Annotated in this window: 16 protein-coding genes; 9 read left to right on the top strand and 7 right to left on the bottom strand. The window is 73.6% G+C overall.

Annotated elements, in window-relative coordinates:
- The first annotated feature begins 228 nt into the window (after positions 1 to 228).
- On the top strand, positions 229 to 3,036 hold the full coding sequence (gene secA / locus ACZ6J5_RS07320; protein ID WP_469388582.1) for a preprotein translocase subunit SecA: 2,808 nt from the start codon (positions 229 to 231) through the stop codon (positions 3,034 to 3,036).
- Positions 3,037 to 3,106: 70 nt separating this feature from the next.
- Here the strand turns inward: secA and ACZ6J5_RS07315 are convergent, their stop codons facing one another.
- Entirely contained in the window at positions 3,107 to 3,691 is a 585-nt protein-coding gene (locus ACZ6J5_RS07315) for an Rv3235 family protein (protein WP_469388580.1), read from the bottom strand.
- A 282-nt stretch (positions 3,692 to 3,973) separates the two neighbouring features.
- Between ACZ6J5_RS07315 and ACZ6J5_RS07310 the strand changes: the two genes are divergently transcribed.
- Together ACZ6J5_RS07310 and ACZ6J5_RS07305 are read left to right on the top strand one after the other, a co-directional pair.
- A complete protein-coding gene (locus ACZ6J5_RS07310) occupies positions 3,974 to 4,480 on the top strand; it encodes a DUF6912 family protein (RefSeq protein ID WP_469388578.1) in 507 nt (168 codons plus the stop codon).
- Positions 4,481 to 4,504: 24 nt separating this feature from the next.
- Positions 4,505 to 5,182, top strand: a complete 678-nt coding sequence (locus ACZ6J5_RS07305; RefSeq protein ID WP_469388576.1) for an HAD family hydrolase — start codon at positions 4,505 to 4,507, stop codon at positions 5,180 to 5,182.
- A gap of 73 nt (positions 5,183 to 5,255) precedes the next feature.
- On the opposite strand, the gene ACZ6J5_RS07300 is transcribed toward ACZ6J5_RS07305, so the two are convergent.
- Entirely contained in the window at positions 5,256 to 5,861 is a 606-nt protein-coding gene (locus ACZ6J5_RS07300; RefSeq protein ID WP_469388574.1) for a DJ-1/PfpI family protein, read from the bottom strand.
- A gap of 339 nt (positions 5,862 to 6,200) precedes the next feature.
- Between ACZ6J5_RS07300 and ACZ6J5_RS07295 the strand changes: the two genes are divergently transcribed.
- On the top strand, positions 6,201 to 11,159 hold the full coding sequence (locus tag ACZ6J5_RS07295) for an NAD-glutamate dehydrogenase (RefSeq protein ID WP_469388571.1): 4,959 nt from the start codon (positions 6,201 to 6,203) through the stop codon (positions 11,157 to 11,159).
- Positions 11,160 to 11,289: 130 nt separating this feature from the next.
- On the opposite strand, the gene ACZ6J5_RS07290 is transcribed toward ACZ6J5_RS07295, so the two are convergent.
- The 3 genes from ACZ6J5_RS07290 to ACZ6J5_RS07280 are packed head-to-tail and all read right to left on the bottom strand — an operon-like array spanning position 11,290 to position 14,340.
- On the bottom strand, positions 11,290 to 12,594 hold the full coding sequence (locus ACZ6J5_RS07290) for a glycosyltransferase 87 family protein (protein WP_469388569.1): 1,305 nt from the start codon (positions 12,592 to 12,594) through the stop codon (positions 11,290 to 11,292).
- An 11-nt stretch (positions 12,595 to 12,605) separates the two neighbouring features.
- Complete coding sequence (locus tag ACZ6J5_RS07285) at positions 12,606 to 13,433, bottom strand: ABC transporter ATP-binding protein (RefSeq protein WP_469388566.1); 828 nt, start codon at positions 13,431 to 13,433, stop codon at positions 12,606 to 12,608.
- Complete coding sequence (locus tag ACZ6J5_RS07280; protein ID WP_469388670.1) at positions 13,420 to 14,340, bottom strand: ABC transporter permease; 921 nt, start codon at positions 14,338 to 14,340, stop codon at positions 13,420 to 13,422. Before ACZ6J5_RS07280 ends, ACZ6J5_RS07285 begins: the two co-directional genes overlap by 14 nt.
- Before the next feature lie 255 nt (positions 14,341 to 14,595).
- Between ACZ6J5_RS07280 and ACZ6J5_RS07275 the strand changes: the two genes are divergently transcribed.
- On the top strand, positions 14,596 to 15,201 hold the full coding sequence (locus ACZ6J5_RS07275) for a TetR/AcrR family transcriptional regulator (RefSeq protein ID WP_469388563.1): 606 nt from the start codon (positions 14,596 to 14,598) through the stop codon (positions 15,199 to 15,201).
- Positions 15,202 to 15,424: 223 nt separating this feature from the next.
- On the opposite strand, the gene ACZ6J5_RS07270 is transcribed toward ACZ6J5_RS07275, so the two are convergent.
- Positions 15,425 to 19,264: an FtsK/SpoIIIE domain-containing protein gene (locus tag ACZ6J5_RS07270; protein WP_469388669.1), complete on the bottom strand. Its 3,840-nt coding sequence runs from the start codon at positions 19,262 to 19,264 to the stop codon at positions 15,425 to 15,427.
- A gap of 487 nt (positions 19,265 to 19,751) precedes the next feature.
- Between ACZ6J5_RS07270 and ACZ6J5_RS07265 the strand changes: the two genes are divergently transcribed.
- The 4 genes from ACZ6J5_RS07265 (at position 19,752) to ACZ6J5_RS07250 (ending at position 25,231) form a co-directional block, all read left to right on the top strand.
- Positions 19,752 to 21,533, top strand: a complete 1,782-nt coding sequence (locus ACZ6J5_RS07265) for a serine/threonine-protein kinase (RefSeq protein WP_469388560.1) — start codon at positions 19,752 to 19,754, stop codon at positions 21,531 to 21,533.
- Between the two features lie 203 nt (positions 21,534 to 21,736).
- A complete protein-coding gene (locus tag ACZ6J5_RS07260; RefSeq protein ID WP_469388558.1) occupies positions 21,737 to 22,981 on the top strand; it encodes a serine/threonine-protein kinase in 1,245 nt (414 codons plus the stop codon).
- 57 nt (positions 22,982 to 23,038) lie between these two features.
- Positions 23,039 to 24,148: a peptide chain release factor 2 gene (gene prfB / locus ACZ6J5_RS07255; RefSeq protein ID WP_469388555.1), complete on the top strand. Its 1,110-nt coding sequence runs from the start codon at positions 23,039 to 23,041 to the stop codon at positions 24,146 to 24,148.
- Between the two features lie 393 nt (positions 24,149 to 24,541).
- A complete protein-coding gene (locus tag ACZ6J5_RS07250; protein WP_469388552.1) occupies positions 24,542 to 25,231 on the top strand; it encodes a hypothetical protein in 690 nt (229 codons plus the stop codon).
- Between the two features lie 86 nt (positions 25,232 to 25,317).
- Here the strand turns inward: ACZ6J5_RS07250 and ACZ6J5_RS07245 are convergent, their stop codons facing one another.
- Positions 25,318 to 25,503, bottom strand: a complete 186-nt coding sequence (locus tag ACZ6J5_RS07245) for a hypothetical protein (protein ID WP_469388550.1) — start codon at positions 25,501 to 25,503, stop codon at positions 25,318 to 25,320.
- Positions 25,504 to 25,730 lie beyond the last annotated feature (227 nt).

Below are 25,730 nucleotides of genomic sequence, written 5' to 3'. Positions count from 1 at the left end.
GGGTTCATGCGAACACTTTTCGGTGCGTGCGGCACCTTCCGGCGGGCTCGGGCGTTCTTTCTTTCGGGAGGCCTCTCGGGCGTGAGCGGGGCTTCGGCACAGCGGGCCTCCCTCCGCGAGGGCGGTCTCGCTTACGATGGCCGTTGCGGTGGGGACCACCTGCCGTGCCCGCGCCCGAGTCATGACAAGACCCAGTGCCAGGCCCGACCGGCAAGGAGACCAGCCTCAGTGTCCGTCTTCAACAAGCTCATGCGTGCAGGCGAAGGCAAGATCCTGCGCAAACTGCACCGCATCGCGGACCAGGTCAACTCCATCGAAGAGGACTTCGTCAAACTCTCCGACGCCGAGTTGCGGGCGCTCACCGATGAGTACAAGCAGCGCTACATCGACGGTGAGAGCCTGGACGACCTGCTCCCCGAGGCGTTCGCCACCGTCCGCGAGGGCGCCAAGCGCGTCCTCGGCCAGCGCCACTACGACGTCCAGATCATGGGCGGCGCCGCCCTGCACCTCGGCTACGTGGCCGAGATGAAGACCGGTGAGGGCAAGACCCTCGTCGGTACGCTGCCGGCGTATCTGAACGCGCTGTCCGGCAAGGGCGTCCACCTGATCACGGTGAACGACTACCTGGCCGAGCGCGACTCCGAGATGATGGGCCGGGTGCACAAGTTCCTCGGTCTGGAGGTCGGCTGCATCCTGGCGAACATGACTCCGGCCCAGCGCCGTGAGCAGTACGCCTGTGACATCACGTACGGCACGAACAACGAGTTCGGCTTCGACTACCTGCGCGACAACATGGCGTGGTCCCAGGAAGAGCTCGTCCAGCGCGGCCACAACTACGCCTGTGTCGACGAGGTCGACTCGATCCTCGTCGACGAGGCCCGTACGCCGCTGATCATCTCCGGCCCCGCCGACCAGGCCACCAAGTGGTACGGCGACTTCGCGAAGCTGGTCACCCGCCTGGTCAAGGGCGAGCCCGGCAACCCGATGAAGGGCATCGAGGAGACCGGCGACTACGAGGTCGACGAGAAGAAGCGCACCGTCGGCATCCACGAGGCCGGCGTCGCCAAGGTCGAGGACTGGCTGGGCATCGACAACCTCTACGAGTCGGTGAACACCCCGCTCGTCGGGTACCTGAACAACGCCATCAAGGCGAAGGAACTGTTCAAGAAGGACAAGGACTACGTCGTCATCGACGGCGAGGTCATGATCGTCGACGAGCACACCGGCCGTATCCTCGCCGGCCGCCGTTACAACGAGGGCATGCACCAGGCGATCGAGGCCAAGGAGGGGGTGCAGATCAAGGACGAGAACCAGACCCTCGCCACGATCACCCTCCAGAACTTCTTCCGCCTCTACGACAAGCTCTCCGGCATGACCGGTACGGCCATGACCGAGGCGGCCGAGTTCCACCAGATCTACAAGCTGGGCGTCGTGCCGATCCCGACGAACAAGCCCATGCAGCGCAAGGACCAGCCGGACCTGATCTACCGGACCGAGGTCGCCAAGTTCGCCGCCGTCGTCGACGACATCGCGGAGAAGCACGAGAAGGGCCAGCCGGTCCTCGTCGGCACCACCTCGGTCGAGAAGTCCGAGTACCTGTCGCAGCAGCTCAGCAAGCGCGGGGTGCCGCACGAGGTGCTCAACGCCAAGCACCACGAGCGCGAGGCCGCGATCGTGGCGCAGGCGGGCCGCCGGGGCGCCGTCACCGTCGCCACCAACATGGCCGGCCGAGGTACGGACATCAAGCTCGGCGGCAACCCCGACGACCTCGCCGAGGCCGAGCTGCGCCAGTCCGGCCTGGACCCGGTCGAGCACGTCGAGGAGTGGGCCGCGGCCCTGCCCGGCGCCATGGAGCGGGCCGAGAAGGCCGTGAAGGCGGAGTTCGAGGAGGTCAAGGAGCTCGGCGGCCTGTACGTCCTGGGCACCGAGCGCCACGAGTCCCGCCGTATCGACAACCAGCTCCGCGGCCGTTCCGGCCGTCAGGGCGACCCGGGCGAGTCCCGTTTCTACCTGTCGCTCGGCGACGACCTGATGCGCCTGTTCAAGGCCGCGATGGTCGAGCGCGTGATGGCGATGGCGAACGTGCCGGACGACGTCCCGATCGAGAACAAGATGGTCACCCGCGCGATCGCCTCCGCGCAGGGCCAGGTCGAGAGCCAGAACTTCGAGACCCGCAAGAACGTCCTGAAGTACGACGAGGTGCTCAACCGGCAGCGCGAGGTCATCTACGGCGAGCGCCGCCGCGTCCTGGAGGGCGAGGACCTGCAGGAGCAGGTCGGCCACTTCATGGACGACACGATCGACGACTACATCCGCCAGGAGACCGCCGAAGGCTTCGCCGAGGAGTGGGACCTGGACCGCCTGTGGAACGCCTTCAAGCAGCTCTACCCGGCGAAGGTCACGGTCGACGAGCTGGAGGACGCGGCCGGGGACCGGGCGGGCATCACCGCCGAGTTCATCGCCGAGTCCGTCAAGGACGACATCCACGAGCAGTACAACGCGCGGGAGACCCAGCTCGGCTCGGAGATCATGCGCGAGCTGGAGCGGCGCGTGGTCCTCTCGGTGCTCGACCGCAAGTGGCGCGAGCACCTCTACGAGATGGACTACCTCCAGGAGGGCATCGGCCTGCGCGCCATGGCCCAGAAGGACCCGCTGGTCGAGTACCAGCGCGAGGGCTTCGACATGTTCACCGCCATGATGGAGGGCATCAAGGAGGAGTCCGTCGGCTACCTGTTCAACCTGGAGGTCCAGGTCGAGCAGCAGGTCGAGGAGGTCCCGGTGCAGGACTCGCCGTCCCTCGACAAGAAGGACGCCGTCCCGGCCGGCGCCGGCCGGCCGGAGATCCGCGCCAAGGGCCTGGAGGCCCCGCAGCGCCCCGACCGGCTGCACTTCTCGGCCCCCAAGGTCGACGGTGACGGCTCGGTCGTCGAGGGCGACTTCGCCTCCGACGGCAGCGAGGCCTCGGGCGACGGCATGACCCGCGCGGAGCGCCGCAAGGCGCAGAAGAACGCGGGCGGGCGCCGCCGCAGGAAGTAAGGCCGCCGGCCGCCACCGCCGCGAGGCGAGCAGGCAAGCCGTCGCCCGAGGCGCGGCAGGGAGGGGCCGGTCACCGGATGCGGTGGCCGGCCCCTCCGGCGTGTCCGGGGCCGTGTCCCTGGCCCTGTCCCTGCCCGGGCCGTCGGCCCTGGTCCTGGCCCGGCAGGCCGTCCACCTCCACCGCCGCGCAGCGCCAGCGGCGGTCCCGGCCGCGCTCCAGGCGGAAGGCCAGGGCCCGGACCCGGGGCCCGGTCGCGATCGTCGCGCACGCCTCGACGGCGTCCGGGCCCGGCGGCCGGGCCGAGCAGTGGCGCAGCACCGGGCGCGGGCCGTGCGAGCGCAGCGGGGTGCCCGGGGCGAGCCGGACGAGCTGCTCGTACCCCTCGCCGACGGTGTGGCCGAGCATCCAGTGCACCGGGCGCTCGCCGCTGAGCACCGCGAGCAGCCGCTCGGCGAAGAGGACGTGCGGGGGAGGCGTCCGGCGCGGCGCGGTGCCCGCGCGCCCCCGGGGGCCGGTGCCCGCGGGGCCTGAGGGGCGGGTGGCGCCTCCGGGGCCCGCCGGGCGGTTGCGGAGCCGGTGGTGGGGATGAGGCTGGTGGGAGGTCGCGGTCGCGGTCGTGGCGTTCTGCGTCGCCGTCTTGGTCGCGGTCCTCATGGCGGTCCCCGTTTCCGTCGCGCTGTGTCACTGGCTGGTACCAGTCGGTAACTTTCTTGAGGATCTTGTACGGGCGCGGTGTCGGGCCCGGCAAGGGGCCCTCGGCCGGGCGCGGGGGCGCGCTCCGGTTCACCTATCCGGGTGAGCGGCGGACTCCCGGGCCCCCGCGCGCCCCGGGGCGCGCGGGCCCGGTGCCGACGGGGGGCGGCTCCGGGCCCGGGACCCCGAAGGGGGACTCCGCACGTATCCTGAGGGCGTCTCCGACTACGAAAGCGGCCAGCCATGCGCGTCTACGTCCCCCTGACCCTCCCCGGTCTCGCACAGGCGCACAAGGCGGGCGAGCTCGGCCCCGGGCCCCTCACCGCCTATGCCGTCACCCCCGCGCTGCGCGAGTGGTACGTCTCCGACGACATCGAGGAGCTGGAGTACGCGGCCCTCAACCGCGCCGCCGCCGCCTCCCTGCGGCTGCTCGCCGGCGACCCGGGGGCCGCGCGGCGCCGGATCGTCGTCGCGGTGGACGTGGCCGACAAGGACGCGGCCGTCGACCCCGACCGGGGGCTCGACGCGAGCGCGCTCGGCGAGGTCCGGATCGCCGGACCCGTACCGCTGGCCAAGGCCGCGGCCGTGCACGCGGACGCGGACGACGCCCACGCGGACGTCTCCGCCGCCGCGGACGCGCTCGGGGCGGCGGACCAGGGTGACGACGACGCCCAGTTCGTCGTGGACGGCGCCGAGGACCACGAGCTGCTCTGGTTCGGAGTGCAGGAGATTCCGGGTCTGCTCGGCTGAGCCGGGGCCCGGTACCGTGCCTCCATGGGGAAGCACGAGAAGCGCGGTACGCATGGAAAACACCTGGTCTGGGACTGGAACGGCACGCTGCTCGACGACACCGGGGCGGTGATCGGCGCGACCAACGCGGCCTTCGCCGAGCTGGGGCTCGCGCAGATCACGCTGGAGCAGTACCGCGAGCTGTACACGGTGCCGGTGCCGAAGTTCTACGAGCGGCTGATGGGGCGGCTGCCCACGGATGACGAGTGGCTCGTCATGGACGGCGCCTTCCACCGGCACTACTGGCAGCGGGCCGAGGGCTGCGGGCTCACGGCGGGGGCGGCGGAGCTGCTGGCGGCGCGCCAGGCGTCCGGGCTCACCCAGTCGCTGCTGTCGCTCGCGCCGCACGAGGAGCTGATACCGCTGGTGCGGCGGCACGGGATCGCGGAACGGTTCCTGCGCGTCGACGGGCGGGTGGACCGTTCCACGGACGGCAAGTCCGCCACCATGGTGCGCCACCTCGCGGCGCTCGGCGGGGTGCCGGCGGACCGGGTCGTCGTCATCGGCGACGCGGCGGACGACGCGGTGGCCGCGCTGCGCGCGGGGGCGCGGGCCGTGCTCTACACCGGCGGCTCGCACAGCCGCCGCAGCCTGGAGGCGGTGGGCGTGCCCGTCGTGGACTCGCTCGCGGAGGCGGTCGCCGTGGCGGAGGGGTTGGACTAGGGGCGGGCCGGGTGCGCTGCCAGGTGTGGGCCATCGTTCCGCGGGGCGGAACGATGGCCCACACCCCCGGGTACTACGCCTTCGCGTCCCGCAGCACCTTCAGGAACTCCCGCATCCAGCTCGGGTGGTCCGGCCAGGCGCGGGAGGAGACCAGGGTGCCGTCCACCACGGCGGCCGAGTCCTGGAAGGTGGCGCCCGCCGCCTGCATGTCCAGCTCCAGCGCCGGGTACGCGGTGACCTGGCGGCCCTCCAGGCTGCCCGTCGCGGCCGTCAGCAGCGGGCCGTGGCAGATCTGGGCCACCGGCTTGTCCGCGTCGAAGAAGGACTTGAGGATCTTGCGGAGCTCGGGGTCGTTGCGCAGGTACTCCGGCGCCCGGCCGCCCGGGATGACGACGGCCACGTACGCGCTCGGGTCCACCTCGGAGAAGGCCAGGTCGGCGGGCCAGGTGTAGCCCGGCTTCTCGGTGTACGTGTCGTAGCCGGGCTCGAAGTCGTGGACCACGAACCGGAGCTGCTTGCGGGCGGGAGCGGCGATGTCCACCTCGTACCCCTCTTCGAGCAGGCGCTGGTACGGGTACATCACCTCCAGCGACTCCGCCGCGTCCCCGGTCACGATCAGGATCTTCGCCACTGCGTCTCCCCAAGAGTGCTCATCGGTCGATATGCCCCGGGTAACCATTCGTCGCTGTCCACAGTGTCAAACTTCCCCCCCTGGTTTTGTACACATAAGGACCATGACGGCTCGGGGGGCAACAGCGATAGGCTTTTCCCGTGATCAGCGCGATACGCCGAGGGGGCAACGCAGCCCCCGGCTTCCGCCCGGACCGCCTCGGCGACCGGGCCGATGGCTCGTTCGCGGATCCGTTCCGTCAGGGCACGAAGGCCCCCGTGGCCGATATGCGCCCGGACATCTCTCATCGCGGCATAACGTCGACTCCGACCGGTACTACCGCGTCGTGGCGTTGTGTCCTTTCTTCCACCGACGTCACGCAACGGCGCGCGACAGGAGTCAGAGGACATGCAGACCAAGCTGGACGAAGCCAAGGCCGAGCTGCTCGATCGGGCCGCCCGGGTAGCTGAGAACAGCCCGGTCGGGGGGCGACTTCCGACGGGGCCGGAGGGTGGGGAGCGTCCGGACCGGGACACCCTGCTCGACTACCTCCAGCGCTACTACCTGCACACCGCGCCGGAAGACCTGGCCGACCGCGACCCGGTCGACGTCTTCGGTGCCGCTCTCTCGCACTACCGCCTCGCGGAGAACCGCCCCCAGGGCACCGCGAGCGTCCGCGTCCACACGCCGACGGTGGAGGAGAACGGCTGGACCTGCAGCCACTCCGTCGTCGAGGTGGTCACCGACGACATGCCGTTCCTCGTGGACTCCGTGACCAACGAGCTGTCCCGCCAGGGCCGCGGCATCCACGTCGTCATCCACCCCCAGGTCCTGGTCCGCCGCGACGTGGCCGGCAAGCTCATCGAGGTGCTCACCGAGCAGCCGAAGGGCGCCCTGCCGCACGACGCGCTCGTCGAGTCCTGGATCCACGTCGAGATCGACCGCGAGACCGACAAGGCCGACCTCAAGCAGATCACCTCCGACCTGCTGCGCGTCCTGTCCGACGTCCGCGAGACCGTCGAGGACTGGGACAAGATGCGCGACGCCGCGCTGCGCATCGCCGACACCCTGCCCGGCGAGCCCACCCCCGGCGACCTGCGGCCCACCGAGGTCGAGGAGGCCCGCGAGCTGCTGCGCTGGCTCGCCGACGACCACTTCACCTTCCTGGGCTACCGCGAGTACGAGCTGGTCGACGGCGACGCGCTGTCCGCCGTCCCGGGCACCGGGCTCGGCATCCTGCGCGCCGACCCGCACCACACCGGCGAGGACCCGCACGCCCACCCCGTCTCGCCGTCCTTCAGCCGGCTGCCCGCCGACGCCCGCGCCAAGGCGCGCGAGCACAAGCTGCTGATCCTGACGAAGGCCAACAGCCGCGCGACCGTGCACCGCCCCTCGTACCTCGACTACGTCGGCGTGAAGAAGTTCGACACAGACGGCAACGTGGTCGGCGAGCGCCGCTTCCTCGGCCTGTTCTCCTCGGCGGCGTACACCGAGTCCGTGCGCCGGGTGCCGGTCGTCAAGCGCAAGGTCGCGGAGGTCCTGGAGGGCGCCGGCTTCTCGCCGAGCAGCCACGACGGGCGCGACCTGCTCCAGATCCTGGAGACCTACCCGCGCGACGAGCTCTTCCAGACCCCGGCCGACGAGCTGCGCTCCGTCGTCACCAGCGTCCTGTACCTCCAGGAGCGCCGCCGGCTGCGGCTCTACCTGCGCCAGGACGAGTACGGCCGCTACTACTCGGCCCTCGTCTACCTGCCCCGGGACCGCTACACCACCCGCGTCCGGCTGCGGATCATCGACATCCTGAAGGAGGAGCTGCAGGGCACCAGCGTCGACTTCACCGCCTGGAACACCGAGTCGATCCTCTCCCGCCTGCACTTCGTCGTCCGCGTCGAGCCCGGCACCGAGCTGGCCAAGCTCACCGAGGCCGACGTCGACCGCATCGAGAACCGGCTCGCCGACGCCACCCGCTCCTGGGCCGACGGCTTCGGCGAGGCCCTCAACGCCGAGCTGGGCGAGGAGCGCGCCGCCGAGCTGCTCCGCAGCTACGGCAACGCCTTCCCCGAGGGCTACAAGGCCGACCACTCGCCGCGCGCCGCCGTCGCCGACCTCTGCCACCTGGAGACCCTGGCCGGCAGCGACAAGGACTTCGCGCTGTCGCTGTACGAGCCCGTCGCCGCAGGCCCCGGCGAGCGCCGCTTCAAGATCTACAAGACCGGCGACCCGATCTCCCTCTCCGCCGTCCTCCCGGCCCTCAGCCGGCTCGGCGTCGAGGTCACCGACGAGCGCCCGTACGAGCTGCGCTGCGCCGACCGCTCCCGTGCCTGGATCTACGACTTCGGCCTGCGGATGCCCGCGCCCACCGGCAACGGCGGCGACTACATCGGCGAGGACGCCCGCGAGCGCTTCCAGGAGGCCTTCGCGGCCACCTGGACCGGCGAGGCCGAGAACGACAACTTCAACTCGCTCGTCCTGTCCGCCGGGCTCACCTGGCGCGAGGCGATGGTGCTGCGCGCCTACGCCAAGTACCTGCGCCAGGCCGGTTCGACCTTCAGCCAGGACTACATGGAGGACACCCTCCGCAACAACGTCCACACCACCCGGCTGCTGATCAACCTCTTCGAGGCCCGGATGGCCCCGGAGCGCCAGCGCGCCGGCACCGAGCTGACCGACGGGCTCCTGGAGGAGCTGGACGGCGCCCTGGACCAGGTCGCCTCCCTCGACGAGGACCGCATCCTGCGCTCCTTCCTCACCGTCATCAAGGCCACCCTGCGGACCAACTTCTTCCAGAAGGACGCCGAGGGCCACTGGCACGCGTACGTCTCGATGAAGTTCGACCCGCAGGCCATCCCCGACCTCCCCGCGCCCCGCCCGGCCTTCGAGATCTGGGTGTACTCGCCGCGCGTCGAGGGCGTCCACCTGCGCTTCGGCAAGGTCGCCCGAGGCGGCCTGCGCTGGTCCGACCGGCGCGAGGACTTCCGCACCGAGATCCTCGGCCTGGTCAAGGCGCAGATGGTGAAGAACACCGTCATCGTGCCCGTCGGCGCCAAGGGCGGCTTCGTCGCCAAGCAGCTCCCGGACCCGTCCGTGGACCGCGACGCCTGGCTCGCCGAGGGCATCGAGTCGTACAAGACCTTCATCTCGGCCCTCCTCGACATCACCGACAACCTGGTCGCCGGCGAGGTCGTGCCCCCGGCCGACGTGGTCCGCCACGACGAGGACGACACCTACCTCGTCGTCGCCGCCGACAAGGGCACCGCGACCTTCTCCGACATCGCCAACGGGGTCGCCGAGTCCTACGGCTTCTGGCTGGGCGACGCCTTCGCCTCCGGCGGCTCGGCCGGCTACGACCACAAGGGCATGGGCATCACCGCCCGCGGCGCCTGGGAGTCGGTCAAGCGCCACTTCCGCGAGCTGGGCCACGACACCCAGGCCGAGGACTTCACCGTCGTCGGCGTCGGCGACATGTCCGGCGACGTCTTCGGCAACGGCATGCTGCTCTCCGAGCACATCCGCCTGGTGGCCGCCTTCGACCACCGGCACATCTTCATCGACCCGAACCCGGACGCGGCCACCTCCTACGCCGAGCGCCGCCGCCTCTTCGAGCTGCCCCGCTCGTCCTGGGCCGACTACGACGCCTCGCTGCTGTCCACGGGCGGCGGCATCCACCCCCGCAGCGCGAAGTCGATCCCGGTCAACGCGCACGTCCGGGCCGCCCTCGGCATCGAGGACGGGGTCACCAAGATGACCCCGGCCGAGCTGATGAAGGCCGTCCTGCACGCCCCCGTGGACCTGCTGTGGAACGGCGGCATCGGCACGTACGTCAAGTCCTCGGCCGAGACCGACGCCGAGGTCGGCGACAAGGCCAACGACGCCATCCGCGTCGACGGCCAGGACGTCCGGGCCAAGGTCATCGGCGAGGGCGGCAACCTCGGCGCGACCCAGCTCGGCCGCATCGAGTTCGCCCGCACCGGCGGCCCCGCCGGCGAGGGCGGCAAGGTCAACACCGACGCCATCGACAACAGCGCCGGCGTCGACACCTCCGACCACGAGGTCAACATCAAGATCCTGCTCAACGGGCTCGTCGCCGAGGGCGACATGACCGTCAAGCAGCGCAACAAGATCCTCGCCGAGATGACCGACGAGGTCGGCGCGCTCGTCCTGCGCAACAACTACGCGCAGAACACCGCCCTGGCCAACGCGGTCGCCCAGTCGCCGTCCCTGCTCCACGCCGCCCAGCGCTTCATGCGCCGCCTCGGCCGCGACGGGGCCCTGGACCGCTCGCTGGAGTTCCTGCCCAACGACCGGCAGATCCGCGAGCTGCTCAACGGCGGCAGGGGCCTGTCCCAGCCGGAGCTCGCCGTCCTCCTCGCGTACACCAAGATCACGGTGGCCGACGAGCTGATCGGCACCGAGCTCCCGGACGACCCGTACCTGCGCGGGCTGCTCCACGCGTACTTCCCGACGCTGCTGCGCGAGAAGTTCACGGAGGCGGTCGACAACCACGCGCTGCGCCGCGAGATCATCACCACCGTCCTGGTCAACGACACCGTCAACACCGGCGGCTCGACCTTCCTGCACCGCCTCCGCGAGGAGTCCGGCGCCTCGATCGAGGAGATCGTGCGCGCGCAGACCGCGGCCCGCGCGATCTTCCGCCTGGGCGAGGTCTGGGACGCCGTCGAGGCGCTCGACAACAAGGTGCTCGCCGAGTTCCAGACCCGGATGCGCCTGCACTCGCGCCGCCTGGTCGAGCGCGGCACCCGCTGGCTGCTCAACAACCGGCCGCAGCCGCTCCAGATCGGCGAGACCATCGAGTTCTTCTCGGAGCGGGTCGGCCAGGTCTGGGAGAAGCTGCCGCAGCTGCTGCGCGGCTCGGACCTGGAGTGGTACGAGTCGATCCTCGCCGAGCTGACCGAGGCCGGCGTGCCGGAGGAGCTGGCGCTGCGGGTGGCCGGCTTCTCGTCCGCCTTCCCGACGCTCGACATCGTCGCGATCGCGGACCGCACCGGGAAGGACCCGCTGGCGGTCGCCGAGGTCTACTACGACCTGGCCGACCGGCTGCGGATCACCGACCTGATGGACCGGATCATCGAGCTGCCGCGCAGCGACCGCTGGCAGTCGATGGCCCGCGCCTCCATCCGCGAGGACCTGTTCGCCGCGCACGCCGGGCTCACCGCCGACGTCCTGGCGGCCGGGAACGGCACCTCCACCCCGGAGGAGCGGTTCAAGGCATGGGAGGACGAGAACGCGGCGATCCTGGGCCGCGCCCGCACCACGCTGGAGGAGATCCAGGGCTCGGAGGACTTCGACCTGTCGAACCTCTCGGTCGCGATGCGGACCATGCGCACGCTGCTGCGGACGCACAGCTAGTCGGACGTCAGTGTGCGAAGGGGGCGCCCCCGTCGGTTCCGGCCGGCGGGGGCGCCCCCTTTCCGCAGCGGTGTACGGCGAGCGCCGCGCGCCGGGCGTCGCGCGGCGGACGGGAGTGGGACGGCACGCCCTAGGAGGGCACCGAGCCCGTCCACAGGCGGCGGGCGGCCACCGCCGCCGCCGCGAGCAGCAGGCCGTTGCGGAGCACCATGACGGCGATGCCGGGCCAGGTGCCGGCGGCGACGTCGACGTACAGCACGGGGTACGCCAGGGAGCTGAGCGCGGCCGCCGGGAGCATCAGGAAGGCGACCGGGCGCATGACCGTCTGCCGGGAGGTCAGGCAGACGGCGGCCAGGCCGAGCAGCCAGACCAGGTACTGGGGGCTGATCACCCGGCTGGTCACGGTGAAGAGCAGCACGGCGGCGAAGGCCGCGTCGAGCGGGGTCGCCCCGGTCCAGACGCGCGCCCGCAGCCGCCACAGCAGCAGCCAGCCGAAGGCGACGACGGTCGCCAGCAGGGCGAGGTGGCCGACGGTGGAGACGTAGGGGCCGACGTACTCGTAGGCGCCGTAGCGGAACTGCACCGAGCCCGGCCAGAGCCCGGCCGCCCGTGCCAGCGCGAGGCCCGTGCCGCCCAGCGACTCGATCTGGACGCCCCGGTTGCCCTGCTGGCGCAGGAAGCCCAGGGCGTCGTCGAAGAGCAGCGTCAGGGCGGCCAGCAGGGCCACCACGGTGACGGCGGCGGCGGTCCACGCCTCGCGGGTGGTGCGTCCGCGCGGGGTGCCGATCAGGGTGAGCGCGGGCCAGACCTTGACCAGGGCGCCGAGTCCGGCGAGCGCCCCGCCGAGCCGGTGCGCGGCGGGGGAGCGGGCGCCGAGCGCGAGCAGGGCGAGGACGGCGAGCGCGGTGGTCTGCACGTCGTAGCGGGCGAGCGGGATGTGCAGGAGCAGGGGGAGCCCGAGCACCCAGAACCAGGCGCCATGGGTGAGGCGGGCGCTGTCGGCGCGGGCCAGCGCCACGGTGACGGCCGCGTCGGCGAGCAGGGTGAGCAGAACGAAGCCCTGGAAGTAGCTCAGCCAGGGCAGGATCCCGGGCGACATGATGACCAGCCCCGCGCCCGGCGGGTACTGCCAGGTGGGGTCGTCGGGCGGGAAGGTGCCCTGGGCGAACAGCCCGTACCAGTGGCGGTAGAGGACGTGCACCTCGCTGGCGACGCCGCCGATCCCGAGGTCGTCGCGGTGCAGCAGCCACAGCATCCCGCCGCGGGTGAGCAGCCAGAGGGCGGCGAGCGCGAGCCGGGGGCCGAGGCCGACGGTCACGAAGGTGGCGGAGGTGAAGGTCTCCGACTCGAACGGGGAGCGGGTGAGCGCGGGCGGCGCGGACTCGGTACGGGAGGTGCCGGGCGCACCTGGCTGAGGCGGCGGGTCGGTCGTCATCCCTTCGCACTCTAGCCAGGTTTGTCCGCATTCCTCCTGGTGGTGGGGGCCGTCTCGGTGAACTCCTCGTACGCCGCCACGACCTCGGCCGCCGGGCCGTCCATCCGCAGGGTGCCCGCCTCCAGCCACAGGGCCCGCTCGCAGGTCTCGGTGATGGTGGAGTTCGAGTGGCTGACCAGGAAGACGGTGCCGGCCTCGGCGCGCAGCTCGTCGATCCGGCGCTGGCTGCGGCGGCGGAAGCGCGCGTCGCCGGTGGCGAGGGCCTCGTCGATGAGCAGCACGTCGTGGCTGCGGGCGGCGGCGATGGAGAAGCGGAGCCGGGCGCCCATGCCGGAGGAGTACGTGCGCATCGGCAGCGACGCGAAGTCGCCGTTGTCGTCGATCCCGGAGAACGCGACGATGTCGGCGCACCGCTCCCCGATCTCCTTGCGGCTCATGCCCATCGCGAGCCCGCCGAGGATGACGTTCCGCTCGCCGGTCAGGTCGCTCATCAGGGCCGCGTTGACGCCGAGCAGGGCGGGGTGGCCTCGGGTGTAGATCCGGCCCGCGCTGGTCGGCAGCAGCCCGGCGATGGCCTTGAGGAGGGTCGATTTGCCGGAGCCGTTCGAACCGATCAGGCCGATCGCCTCGCCCCGGTGCGCGGTGAAGCCGACGCCCTTGACGGCGTGCACGGTGCGGGGGGTGCGGCCGGCGGCGCCGCGCTCGGTGTACGTGACGTGGACGGCGTCGGCGATGACGGTGGGGGTGTGGGCGGGGGCCGGGGAGGGGGCGGGGGCGGCTCCCCGGTCCTCCTCCGTCGCGCGGGCGTCTCGGGTCGTCTCTCGCTCAGCCACGGCCATAGGTCTCCTCCGCCTTCCAGAAGTAGACGAACCCGCCGGCGAAGGCGAGCAGCGCCCAGCCGGTCGCCACCGCCCAGACGTGCGGCGGGAGCTGGGCGGACGTGAAGCTCTCGACGAGCGCGAAGCGCATCAGGTCGATGTACACGGCCGCCGGATTGCACTGCAGGGCCAGCACCACGAGGTGCGGGAAGCGTCCGCCGCCCGCGAGGTGCTGGATCGACCACATGACGCCCGAGGCGTACATCCAGGTGCGCAGCACGAAGGGCATCAGCTGCGCGATGTCCGGGGTGCGGGAGGCGAGCCGGGCCATGGCGAGGGCGAGGCCGGTGCTGAAGAGCGCCTGGAGCAGCAGGGCGGGGACGGCGAGGAGCCAGCTCGGGCGGGGGAACTCGCCGAAGCAGACCAGGATCACCACCAGCGCGCCCAGCGAGAAGACGAGCTGCTGGAGCTGCTGGAGCGCGAGGGCGATGGGGAGGCTGGCGCGCGGGAAGTGCAGGGCGCGGACGAGGCCGATGTTGCCGCTGATGGCGCGGGTGCCGGTCATGATCGTCTGCGAGGTGAAGGTCCACACGAAGACGCCCGTGATGAGGAACGGGACGTAGTCGGGGATGCCGTGCTTGACGTCCATCAGGACGCCGAAGATCGCGTAGTAGACGGCCGCGTTGAGCAGCGGGGTCATCACCTGCCAGACCTGGCCGAGCCGGGCCTGGCTGTACTGGGCGGTGAGCTTGGCCGTCGCGAACGCGGTGATGAAGTGGCGGCGGGCCCAGAGCTGCCGCGCGTAGGCGGGGAGCGAGGGGCGGGCGCCGCTCACGGTGAGGCCGTGCCGCTCGGCGAGGGCGCGGAGCTCCTCGGAGGTGGGCGGGGGTGGCGGGGTCGGCAGGGCCGGTGGGGCCTGTGTGGCCAGTGGGGCCGGTGAGGTGGCGGTGAGGCCGGGGCTGGAGCCGGGGCCGGAGCCGGGGTCGGCGGTGAGGTCGAGGGTGTCGGTCGTCACGGGGGATCGCCTTCGCTCTGGTTCGCGACACGATGGACGAGGGGCGACGAGGGGCGATGGAACGGGTCCGTATCGTCGCTACGGGGAGGTTAGGGCGCGGATGCGTCGGAACGCAACCGTATCGTCGTGACGTTTACGTCCTGGTGATCGCTGGCTAAAATCCGGGTCATGACGACACCTGCCGGGACCCCGCGCCGCACCCCCGCCGGAGCCGCCGTGCTCCGGGAGGACGTCACCGAGGCCATTCGCGCCGCCGTCTTCGAGGAGCTGGCGACCGTCGGCTTCGCCCGGATGTCGATCGAGGGCATCGCGCGGCGGGCCGGGGTCGGCAAGACCGCCGTCTACCGGCGCTGGAAGTCCAAGCTGTCGCTGGTCCTCGACCTCGTCGGAGCGCTCGCCGTCCAGGGGCTGCCGGCACCGGCGACCGGCACGCTGTACGGGGACGTGCGGGCCCTCCTGGAGGTCGCCTCGCACGCCCTGCGGCACCCGGTGGCCTCGCAGGTCATCCCGGACCTGCTGGTGGAGGCGGTGCGGAACCCGGAGATCGCCGAGGCGATCAAGGCGGCGCTCTTCGACGGGCGGCAGGGCGTCGTCGCCCAGGTCGTCCGCGAGGCGGTCGCCCGGGGCGAACTCCCCGAGGACACCGACCCGGACCGCGCGCTCGACCTGATCGTCGGCCCGCTGTACTGGCGGCTCGCCGTGGTCCGCACGGAGACGCCGAAGGGGTACCTGGACGACCTCGCGCGGTCGGCGGTGGCGGCGCTGCGGGGGTAGACGGGACCAGCCGGCTTCCAGGCCCCGGGGTCGCCTAGGGCCCGCTGCGCCGCCTGGGGCTCGCCGGGTCGTCTAGGGCCCGCTGCGCCGCCTGGGGCTCGCCGGGTCGTCTGTCCCCGCCAGCCCGTCTGTCCGCCGGGCCGCCAGCCCGTTCCTCCGCCCGCCAGCCCGTCCCTCCGCCGGGCCCTCCGCCGGCCCGTCCGTCCGCCGGCCCGTCCGCCCGTCAGGCGTGCGTGGGCGAGGTGAGGGGCGGGACCGGGGAGGCGTCCACCGAGCGGGCGGCCCGGTCGAGGGCGCTGGCGAGCAGGGCCAGGTCCGTCGGGCCGTTGCCCAGCTCGCGGACCGGGCGGCGGGTCGGCGGGTCGCCCATCCGCTCCCACTCCAGCGGGACCACCGTCGGCCGCAGGGTCGCGGTGCGCGGGATGCGCCCGGTGACCCGGCCCGTCTGGAACGGCGTCACCCGGCCGTCCGGGTGCCCGAGCCGGCCTCGGCCCGGCTGCGGCGCGTCGGGCCCCGGCGAGGCGGGCGGCGCGTCGAGCACGATCCGCAGCCGCGCGCCGTGCGCCAGCTCCGTGTCCACGGTCCGGTCCGGGCGCGCCGAGGCCGCGATCAGGTGCACGCCGAGGCGGGCGCCGTTCCGCGCGACGGCCTCCAGGGCCCGTACGACCGACCCGGCGGCCGGCCGGCCGGGCGCACCGAGCGCGGGCGCGACCAGGGCGTCGAAGTCGTCGACCAGCACGACGAGCCGGGGCAGCGACCCGGCGCCCTCGGCGGGCGGCTGGGGCGCCCCGCCGCCGGAGCCGGAGCCGGGGCCCGGCTCGGTGCGTCCGCTGGGCAGGTACGTGAGGTCGTCGGCCCCCAGCCGCTGGGTGCGGGTGCTGGGCCGGTCGGCCGGGTCACCGGTCCCGGTGCGGGGGAGGCGGGCGCTGGGCGTGTCGCCGAGCTCGCCGCCGTGGGTCCGTGGGGTGCGGCTGCTGGGGCGGTCCCCGAGGTCGCCCGCACCGGGACGGGACAGCCGGCCGCTGGGCGTGTCGCCGAGCTCGCCCTCGTGCGCCCGCAGCGTGCGGCTGCTCGGGCGGTCCCCGAGGAGGTCGGAGCCGGGCGGCGGGGTGTGCGGGTAGGGCGGGCGGCCGCCCGCCCGGTCACCCGGCCGGCCGCTCCCCGTCCCGCGCGGGCGGGCGGCCGGGGCGTCGGTGAGGTCCGCCGCACCGGGGTAGGGCGTGCGGCCGGTGGAGCGGTCGCCGGGGTCGGACGCGCCGGGGTACGGCGTGCGCGAGCTCGCCCGCTCCCCGCTCCCCGTCCCGCGCAGACGGCCGGTCGGGGTGTCGGTGAGGTCCGTCGCGCCGGGGTAGGGGGTGCGGCCGGTGGAGCGGTCGCCGGGGTCTCCCGTGCCCGCGTACGGGGTGCGGGCGGCCGGGCCGTCCGCGAGGTCGCCCGGATACGGGGTCCGGCCGCCGGTGTCCCGCGCGCCGCCCGCGTAGGCGCCGCGCCCGCCCGCCCGCTCCCCGTCCGCCGCGCGCGCGTCCGGGACGCGGGAGGTCGCGCGGGGGGCCGGGGCGACCGACTCCGCCGCGCTCGCCGTGCGCTGGCCGATCAGGCGGCCCGAGCGGCGGTCCGCGAAGTGGGTGTCGCCCAGGATCTCCGCCCGGCGCTTCAGCTCGCCGCCCAGCGCCTGCGCGAACTCCCGCATCCGCACCGGGTCCGAGGCGACCAGGTGCTCCGTCACGTGCGGCAGCTCCGTGCAGGCCGCCAGGCCCTCGCCGCGCTCGCCGCCCGCGCCGTCGACCAGGAGCAGCCCCAGCCGGTCCGGCCGGCCGCCCGCCGCCAGGGACGCCGCGATGGCCCGCAGCAGCTCCGTGCGGCCGCTGCCCGCGGGCCCCTCGATCAGCAGGTGCGGGCCCTCCGCCGTGAGGTCCACGGCCACCGGCCCGCGCGGGCCCGCGCCGAGCACCGCCGTGCCGTCCGAGGCCGAGGCCCAGCGCGCCATCAGCGACGCCGGGGTGGCCCGGGCCAGGCCCAGCTCGTCCAGGAGCCGCGCCGAGGGCGGCAGCGCGGCGGACCGCCCCTGCCCCGGCCCCGCCGTCGTCTCCGTGCGCAGCGGGGCCAGCGCCCGCCCGAACCGCTCCGCCCACGCCACCGACACCGCGTCCACGACACCGACCGTGCCGTGGCCCGCGACCCGGCCGCCGGCCGTCCGCAGCAGCCGCAGCGCCGTCGCCACGTCGCCGCTGAGCAGCACCGCCGCCCCGCACTCGCGGAAGGCGAACGAGGCCGCGCAGGCCTCCTCGTACGTCGCCGCCACCGGGGACGCGGGCGAGGCCGAAGGGGCCTCGGCCAGACAGATCAGATGGATGCCCGCCGCGGCCCCCGCCCCGGCCAGCCGCGCCGCCGTCTCGCGCAGCGCCGCCGAACCGGGGTCGCCGTCCACGATCACGACCGTCGCCGGTCCCTCGTGGCGCGCGGCGGCCTCGGCGACCGCCGCGCGGTCCGCGCTCGGCCAGCCCGCGCCGAGCGGGCCGTCGTCCAGCCGCCGGGTGAGCTCCGTCAGCCGCGCCTGCGCCTGCTCGCGGTCGTACGCGAGGAGCAGCCGGCAGTCCTGGCCGTGCGCCGGCCGCGTGTGCGGCAGCCAGCCGAGCCAGCCCCAGGCCCGCCGCCGCTCCTCCAGCGGGCGGTTCCGGTCGGCGCTGACCAGCACGATCTCCAGGTCGCCCGGCGCGTGCAGGGCGGCGAGCTGCGCCACGACCGAGCGGGCCAGACCGGCGAGCCTCGGCCCCGGACCGGCGAGTCCCAGCGCGCCCGCCTCCCGCAGGCCGACCGTCACCGGCACTCCGGACAGCTCCGCGCGGTCCGTCGTGCCGAGCCGGACCACCAGCGCCTCGGCATGGTCCAGGTCCCGCTCCCACAGGCGCCGGCCGGGGCCGAGCGCGGTGAGCAGGACGGAGGCGGGGTCGGGCCAGTTGTCGGGGGAGGGCGCGGGGCCCGCGGCGGCCGTCCCGGGCAGGCTGCCGGGCCGGGACTCGGCGAACGCGGGTACGGGGGCCACCCCGTACTCCCCGGCGTGCGGGTCCTCCCGGCCGCCCGCGAGCCGCCGGGCCCACGCCCCGAGCCCGCGCTTGCGGAGCTGCCGGGTCCGGCTGTGCGCCTCGATCTCGGCCTCGCCCTCGGGCTCCGGGAGCTCTCCCGCGCGCGCGTGGCCCTCGCCGGAGCCGTCACCGCCGCCGGTGCCCCGCGCGCCTCCGTACGTGGCGTCCTCGGAGCCCGCACCCGGTCCCGTACCCGTGCCGTACGGGGCCGGTGCGTACGGCACCGCGCGCGGCGTTCCGGCCGCCGGGGTGTCACCGGAGAGGCCGGACGGGCCCTCACGGCGCACGCGCAGGTGTCCTTCGCCGTCCGGCGTGGTGGGCAGGGTGTCGTCCGGTGAGGATCCGGCGGACGGCACCGGGCCGGTGGATCGCGCGGGCGCGGGCGGCGGCGGGGCCGTCCCGCCCGTCAGCCGCAGCGCGGACTCGCCGACGCGCAGCACCGCGCCCGGCGGGAAGCGGACGGGCCGGGGCCCGACGGGGGCGCCGTCGAGGCTCGTCCCGTTCGTGGAGCCCTGGTCCGTGACCGTGACGCGGCCGTCGGGGCCGACCGTCACCGTGCAGTGGGCCCGTGAGACGTCCGGGTCGTCGAGCGGGACGTCCGCGTCGACGGAACGGCCGATTCTGATCGCTCCGCCGTGCAGCAGGTGCACCCCGCCCGCGTCCGGACCGGCCACCACGTGCAGCCGGGCCGGGGCGCCCTCGCCTATCCCGTCGTCCGGGCCGGGGACCTGAAGGGAGAGCACGGCGCCGTCGACCAGCGGCGGCTCGCCGAGCAGGCAGCGGCGGGTGTCCAGGCGCTCGCCGCCCGCGTAGAGCACGGTCGTGCCGGAGGAGGACGTGTCGGGGCCCGAGACGGCCGCGGCGAGGGAGGAGGCAACGGCGGCCAGCTCCGTCCCCGCGGGCGCGGTGACGAGCACGTCGCAGGCGCGCCCGGCGCCGTGGCCGGCGTGCGGCGCGAGGACGGTCAGCCGGATCTGCATCGCGGTCAGCGGTCCCTTCTGCGCGGCGCGCCCGGCGGGGGAACCGCCCACTGACTCCCCCCACCCGGCACGGACGCGTGGTCCGGTTCAGGTCGGCACGCGGCGAGGGCTCCCGACCCTCGACACGACGTGCTGTAGGCATCCTCGCACCTGCGACTGACAACCCGCCCACGGGACGTCCAGAAGTGATCTTGTTCGGTCGCCGACGGACGTGAAAACGCCTGGTTGCGTATGCCTCGCGTCGCTTCCGGCAACCTCCGGCGCGTACCGGGCGTCTCCATTCCGGACAGGCCGGAGCCGGGCGGGAGCCTCCGGGCCGCCCCGTACGGCGGCGGATTACGCCCTTCGGGGCACGGTCGATGACCCGTTCGGCGGCACTAAAGTGGGTCGGACACCCGGACGGGTCACAGAACACACAGGAACCCCGGGGACCCTCCTCAGAACACCCAAGGCCCCCCAGGACCACGATCAGCAGGGAGCGCGTGACGTGCGGCCTATCGGCAGCAAGTACCTGCTCGAGGAGCCGCTCGGCCGCGGCGCCACGGGCACCGTCTGGCGAGCCCGCCAGACGGAGGCGGCCGGCGCCGAGGCGGCCGTCCCGGGCCAGCCAGGCGAGGCCGTGGCGATCAAGGTCCTCAAGGAGGAGCTCGCCAACGACCCGGACATCGTGATGCGCTTCCTGCGCGAGCGCTCCGTCCTGCTCCGGCTCACCCACCCGAACATCGTGCGCACCCGCGACCTCGTCGTGGAGGGCGACCTGCTCGCGCTGGTCATGGACCTCGTCGACGGTCCCGACCTGCACCGCTACATCCGCGAGAACGGTCCGCTCACCCCGGTCGCCGCCTCGCTGCTGACCGCGCAGATCGCCGACTCGCTCGCCGCGAGCCACGCGGCCGGCGTCGTCCACCGCGACCTCAAGCCCGCCAACGTGCTGCTCGCCGAGCGGGACGGCGCGATGTTCCCGATGCTCACCGACTTCGGCATCGCGCGGCTCGCCGACTCCCCGGGCCTGACCCGCACCCACGAGTTCGTCGGCACCCCGGCGTACGTCGCTCCCGAGTCCGCCGAGGGCCGCCCGCAGACCTCCGCCGTCGACATCTACGGCGCCGGCATCCTGCTGTACGAGCTGGTCACCGGGCGCCCGCCGTTCGCCGGCGGCACCGCCCTCGAAGTCCTGCACCGGCACCTGAGCGAGGAGCCGCGCCGCCCCTCGACCGTGCCCGGACCGCTGTGGACCGTGATCGAGCGCTGCCTCAGCAAGGACCCCGACCGGCGCCCCAGCGCCGAGAACCTGGCCCGCGGCCTGCGCACGGTCGCCGCCGGCATCGGCGTGCACGCCACCCCCGCCCAGATCGAGGCCGCGGACGGCGTGGGCGCCCTGCTCGCCCCCGACCCGGCCCCCGCGCCCGTCCCGGACACCCCCGGCGTGGACCCGGCCGGCGCGACCCAGGTGCTGCCCGGCGGCGCCGGAGCGTACGACCCGGCGGCGCCGACCAGCGTGCTGCCCACCGGCGGCCCCCTCGGCGGCCCGGCCGGCGCGGCCGACCCGACGGCGGTGCTCCCGGCGACCGGCGCGGCCGACCCGACCGCCGTGCTGCCCCCCGTACCCGCGCAGCCGCCGCAGCCTCCGCAGAGCGACGGGCCGCACCCGTGGGAGAGCCAGCTCCGCGCGGTCCGCGACCGCAACGAGCAGACGCAGATGCAGTACCTCGACCCGAGCGAGGACCCGCTGCGCCGCCGCCCGCAGCGCCAGCAGCAGTACCCGCCGCAGCCGCCGCAGGGGCAGCACGGGCAGCACGGGCAGCAGCAGGGCCGTCCGCCGCAGTACCAGCAGCGGCCCCCGCAGCCGCAGCAGTACCAGCAGCCGCAGCATCCCCCACAGCACCAGCAGCCGCAGTACCAGCAGCAGCCCCAGCCGTACGCGCCCCAGCGGCAGCAGTACGCGCCGCAGCCGCCCCAGCAGCAGTACGCGCCGCCGCAGCCGCCCCCGCAGTCCGGGCCGCCCGCCCAGGCGCCCCGCGAGCCGCGCCCGCCCCGGCAGCGCAGCGCGAACCCGATGCGGATCCCCGGCCTCGGCTGCCTCAAGGGCTGCCTGTTCACGATCGTGCTGTTCGTGGTCGCGGGCTGGCTGATCTGGGAGCTCACCCCGCTCCAGGACTGGGTCGCCCAGGGCAAGGGCTACTGGCAGGCGATCGGCGACGGGATCACGTCGATCTCCGACTGGGTGTCGTCGATCGGCGACTCCGCCGGCGGCGGCACGGGGCAGTAGCGGGGAGTCCGGCGTACGGGCCGGCCTCCTCCCACCCCCCTCCCACGCCCCTCCCACCCCCTCCCGGGACCGTGCCGAGGGGCCGGGAGCCGCCGATGCTGTCGTTTTGTCGACTTCCGAGGGGTGATTTCCCCTCGGAAGTGCCGGTGAGCGCCCTCGGACGCGTAACTTTGACGCGAACCGCAGCCGCTGAGGGAGCAGTCTTGGCACGGAATATCGGCAGCCGCTACACAGCCCACCAGATCCTCGGGCGGGGCAGCGCCGGCACGGTGTGGCTCGGCGAGGGCCCCGAGGGCCCCGTCGCCATCAAGCTGCTGCGCGAGGACCTCGCCTCCGACCAGGAGCTCGTCGGCCGCTTCGTCCAGGAGCGGACCGCCCTGCTCGGGCTCGACCACCCGCACGTGGTCGCCGTCCGCGACCTCGTCGTCGACGGCAACGACCTCGCCCTCGTCATGGACCTCGTCCGGGGAACCGACCTGCGCACCCGCCTCGACCGCGAGCGCAGGCTGGCCCCCGAGGCCGCCGTCGCGATCGTCGCCGACGTCGCCGACGGCCTCGCCGCCGCGCACAAGGCCGGGGTCGTGCACCGGGACGTCAAGCCCGAGAACATCCTGCTCGACATGGAGGGCCCGCTCGGTCCCGGCGGCGCTCACCCCGCCCTCCTCACCGACTTCGGCGTCGCCAAGCTGATCGACACCCCCGGCCGCACCAAGGCCAGCCGGATCATCGGCACCCCCGACTACCTCGCCCCCGAGATCGTCGAGGGCCTGCCGCCGCGCGCCGCCGTCGACATCTACGCGCTGGCGACCGTGCTGTACGAGCTGCTGGCCGGCTTCACGCCGTTCGGCGGCGGCCACCCCGGCGCCGTGCTGCGCCGGCACGTCACGGAGACCGTCGTCCCGCTGCCCGGCATCCCCGAGGAGCTGTGGCAGCTGATCGTCCAGTGCCTGGCCAAGGCCCCGGCCTCCCGGCTGCGCGCCTCGGAGCTGGGCACCCGGCTGCGGGACGTGCTGCCGATGCTCAAGGGCATCCCGCCGCTGGACGTGGACGAGCCGGACGCGGACCCGGCGGCGGAGCCGGCGTACGAGGAGGACCCGTTCCCGACCGGTGCGCGCGAGCCCGCGCCGCGCCGGGCCGCCGTCCCGCTCGTCCCGGGCGCCTCGACCGACTCCAACCGGGACACCCACACCTCCATGCGGGTCCCGGGCCCCGACGAGCTCTCCGGCGGCCCGCTGGGCACCGCGCGGGCGCCGCGCTCGGCGAGCGCCAGGCGGCCCGGAGCAGCCCGGCACAAGGCGGAGACGGTCCGCAAGCGCCGGATCACGCTGACCGTCGCGGCGGTCGTCCTCGCGGGCGCGCTGGGCGCGGGCGGCTACCTGGCGGCGTCGGGCGGCTCCGGCGGCGAGGACGCGCCGCCGCGGGACGCGAAGCAGTCGACCCAGCCGTAGCGGATCTCGGGGCGGCCACGGGTCCGGCTCCCGGCCCGGAGCCGTTACGCTGGACGCGTGGCAGTCGTCGATGTATCCGAAGAGCTGAAGTCCCTCTCCTCGACCATGGGGTCGATCGAGGCCGTCCTGGACCTCGACAAGTTGAGGGCAGACATCGCCGTGCTCGAAGAGCAGGCCGCGGCCCCGTCCCTGTGGGACGACCCGGAGGCGGCGCAGAAGATCACCAGCAAGCTGTCGCACCTCCAGGCGGAGGTGCGCAAGGCCGAGGCGCTGCGCGGCCGCATCGACGACCTCGGGGTGCTCTTCGAGCTCGCCGAGGAGATGGACGACCCGGACACCCGGGCCGAGGCCGAGGCCGAGCTGACGGCGGTGCGCAAGGCGCTCGACGAGATGGAGGTCCGCACCCTCCTCTCCGGCGAGTACGACGAGCGCGAGGCGCTGGTCAACATCCGCGCCGAGGCCGGCGGCGTCGACGCCTCCGACTTCGCGGAGCGCCTGCAGCGCATGTACCTGCGCTGGGCCGAGCGCCACGGCTACTCCACGGAGATCTACGAGACCTCGTACGCGGAGGAGGCCGGCATCAAGTCGACCACCTTCGTCGTCAAGGCCCCGTACGCCTACGGCACCCTCTCCGTCGAGCAGGGCACCCACCGCCTGGTGCGCATCTCGCCCTTCGACAACCAGGGCCGCCGCCAGACCTCCTTCGCCGGTGTCGAGATCCTCCCGGTCGTGGAGTCCTCCGACCACGTGGAGATCGAGGACTCGGACCTCCGCGTCGACGTGTACCGCGCGTCCGGTCCCGGCGGCCAGGGCGTCAACACGACCGACTCGGCCGTGCGCATCACGCACATCCCGACCGGCATCGTGGTCTCCTGCCAGAACGAGCGCTCGCAGATCCAGAACAAGGCGAGCGCCATGAACGTCCTCCAGGCCAAGCTCCTGGAGCGCCAGCGCCAGGAGGAGCGCGCCAAGATGGACGCGCTCAAGGACAGCGGCAGCTCCTGGGGCAACCAGATGCGCTCGTACGTCCTGCACCCGTACCAGATGGTGAAGGACCTCCGCACGGAGTTCGAGGTCGGCAACCCGCAGGCCGTCCTGGACGGCGAGATCGACGGCTTCCTGGAGGCCGGCATCCGCTGGCGCAAGCAGCAGGAGCAGGCCAACTAGGCCCGCCCCGCCCCGAATCGCCCGCCGGGCCCCTCGATCGGATCGAGGGGCCCGGCGTGTTTTTCGCGCGAAGTCCTGGGTGCGGATTCGCGGGCGCAAGCGATGGAGTGCCGATCCTGACGCTTTGTCGACATGGGAACCGGCCCTGCGGTAGCGGGAGTTCCGGGTTTACGTCACAGTTGCATCGCCGCATGTGGGGCAATGGCTGACCTTTCGGGCATCGCACGCGCAACGACCTTGACGGGTCCTCGGAAACTCGCCAGGGTGGCAGACGCCATGCGTGTAACTGGGGCGCGTGTGAACGGGGGCGGGTCCAGTGACTGTGACCGTGCCCAGCGTCCGGGCCCCGAGCGCGGCTCTACAGACGATTGAGCTACTGGGGGTAGCAGCCAGATGACGAAGAAGACGCGGGTTCGGGTCGCGCGGATCGCGGCGGGAGCGGTCATCGCCGCCGGCGCCTCGCTCACCGCCGCCGGGGCCGCCCAGGCCGTGGGCGTGAACATCGGCTTCAGCACCGAGGTCACCAGTGAGGACCCGGGCTGCGAGATCGACCCGACGCTCTGCCCCGAGCCGACGAAGACGACGGACCCGGAGCCCACCAAGACGACGGACCCGGAGCCGACGAAGACGACCGACCCCGAGCCGACCAAGACGACCGACCCGGAGCCGACGAAGACCACGGACCCGGAGCCCACCAAGACCACGGACCCGGAGCCGACCAAGACGTCGAACCCGGAGCCCACCAAGACCTCGAACCCGGAGCCGACCAAGACCGCCGGCCCGGGCCCGACGGATTCCCCGGGGCCGACCGGCCAGCCGACGACGCCGGGTGGCGACGACAACGACAACGGCACCGGCACCTGCACCGTCGACCTCGACGGCGCCGAGTGCGTCGACAACAACACCGACACCAACAACGCCGGCTCGCAGCCCGTCGAGCAGGGCAAGGCCAAGGAGGAGCTGGCGGAGACCGGCGCCGCCGAGACCTCGTTCCTGGTCATCGGCGCGGCGACCATGATCGCCGGCGGCATCGGCTTCCGTATGCTGCCGCGTCTCATCGGCGGCGGGCGCGCCGCGGTCTGAGCGGACGTACCCCGCGGTCGGCCGTGAGGGAGGGCCTGGGGTTCCCGTGGGAACCCCAGGCCCTCTCCTCGTGTCTCCCGGGCCCGCTACGCCCCGCGCAGCGCCGCCAGCAGGGCCATCGTCGCCACCAGGGCCAGCACCAGGGTCAGCAGCGTCGCGGGGGTGAGGCCGCCCGGCTGGGGCAGGCGCTCTCGGTTCGCGCGGCAGACGGGGCAGCGGCCCTCCGCGACGGGGGCCGCGCAGTTGGCGCACACCAGTCGGTCGTAGGTCATGCGCTCTCCTCCTCCCGCGCGGGGGATCACTTGTCCGGGCCTGCTGCAAGGAGAACGGTCCGGACCGCCCCGGCGTTCCCCTACCACTGTGCCAGCTCCGGCGGTTTTCGGCGCGCCCCACGGGAACGCGTACCAACGGGCGAAAAGGATAAAGCACACAAGTCCGGACCGCGACTGTGCGGGCCATCCCCGTTCGCGTATGGTCACGCACACCTACTCCCGGCCGA

Source organism: Streptomyces sp. NPDC042100 (assembly GCF_055582325.1).
Note: the sequence above shows the minus strand (reverse complement) of the source record. Positions and strands in the feature narration are given on the sequence as shown.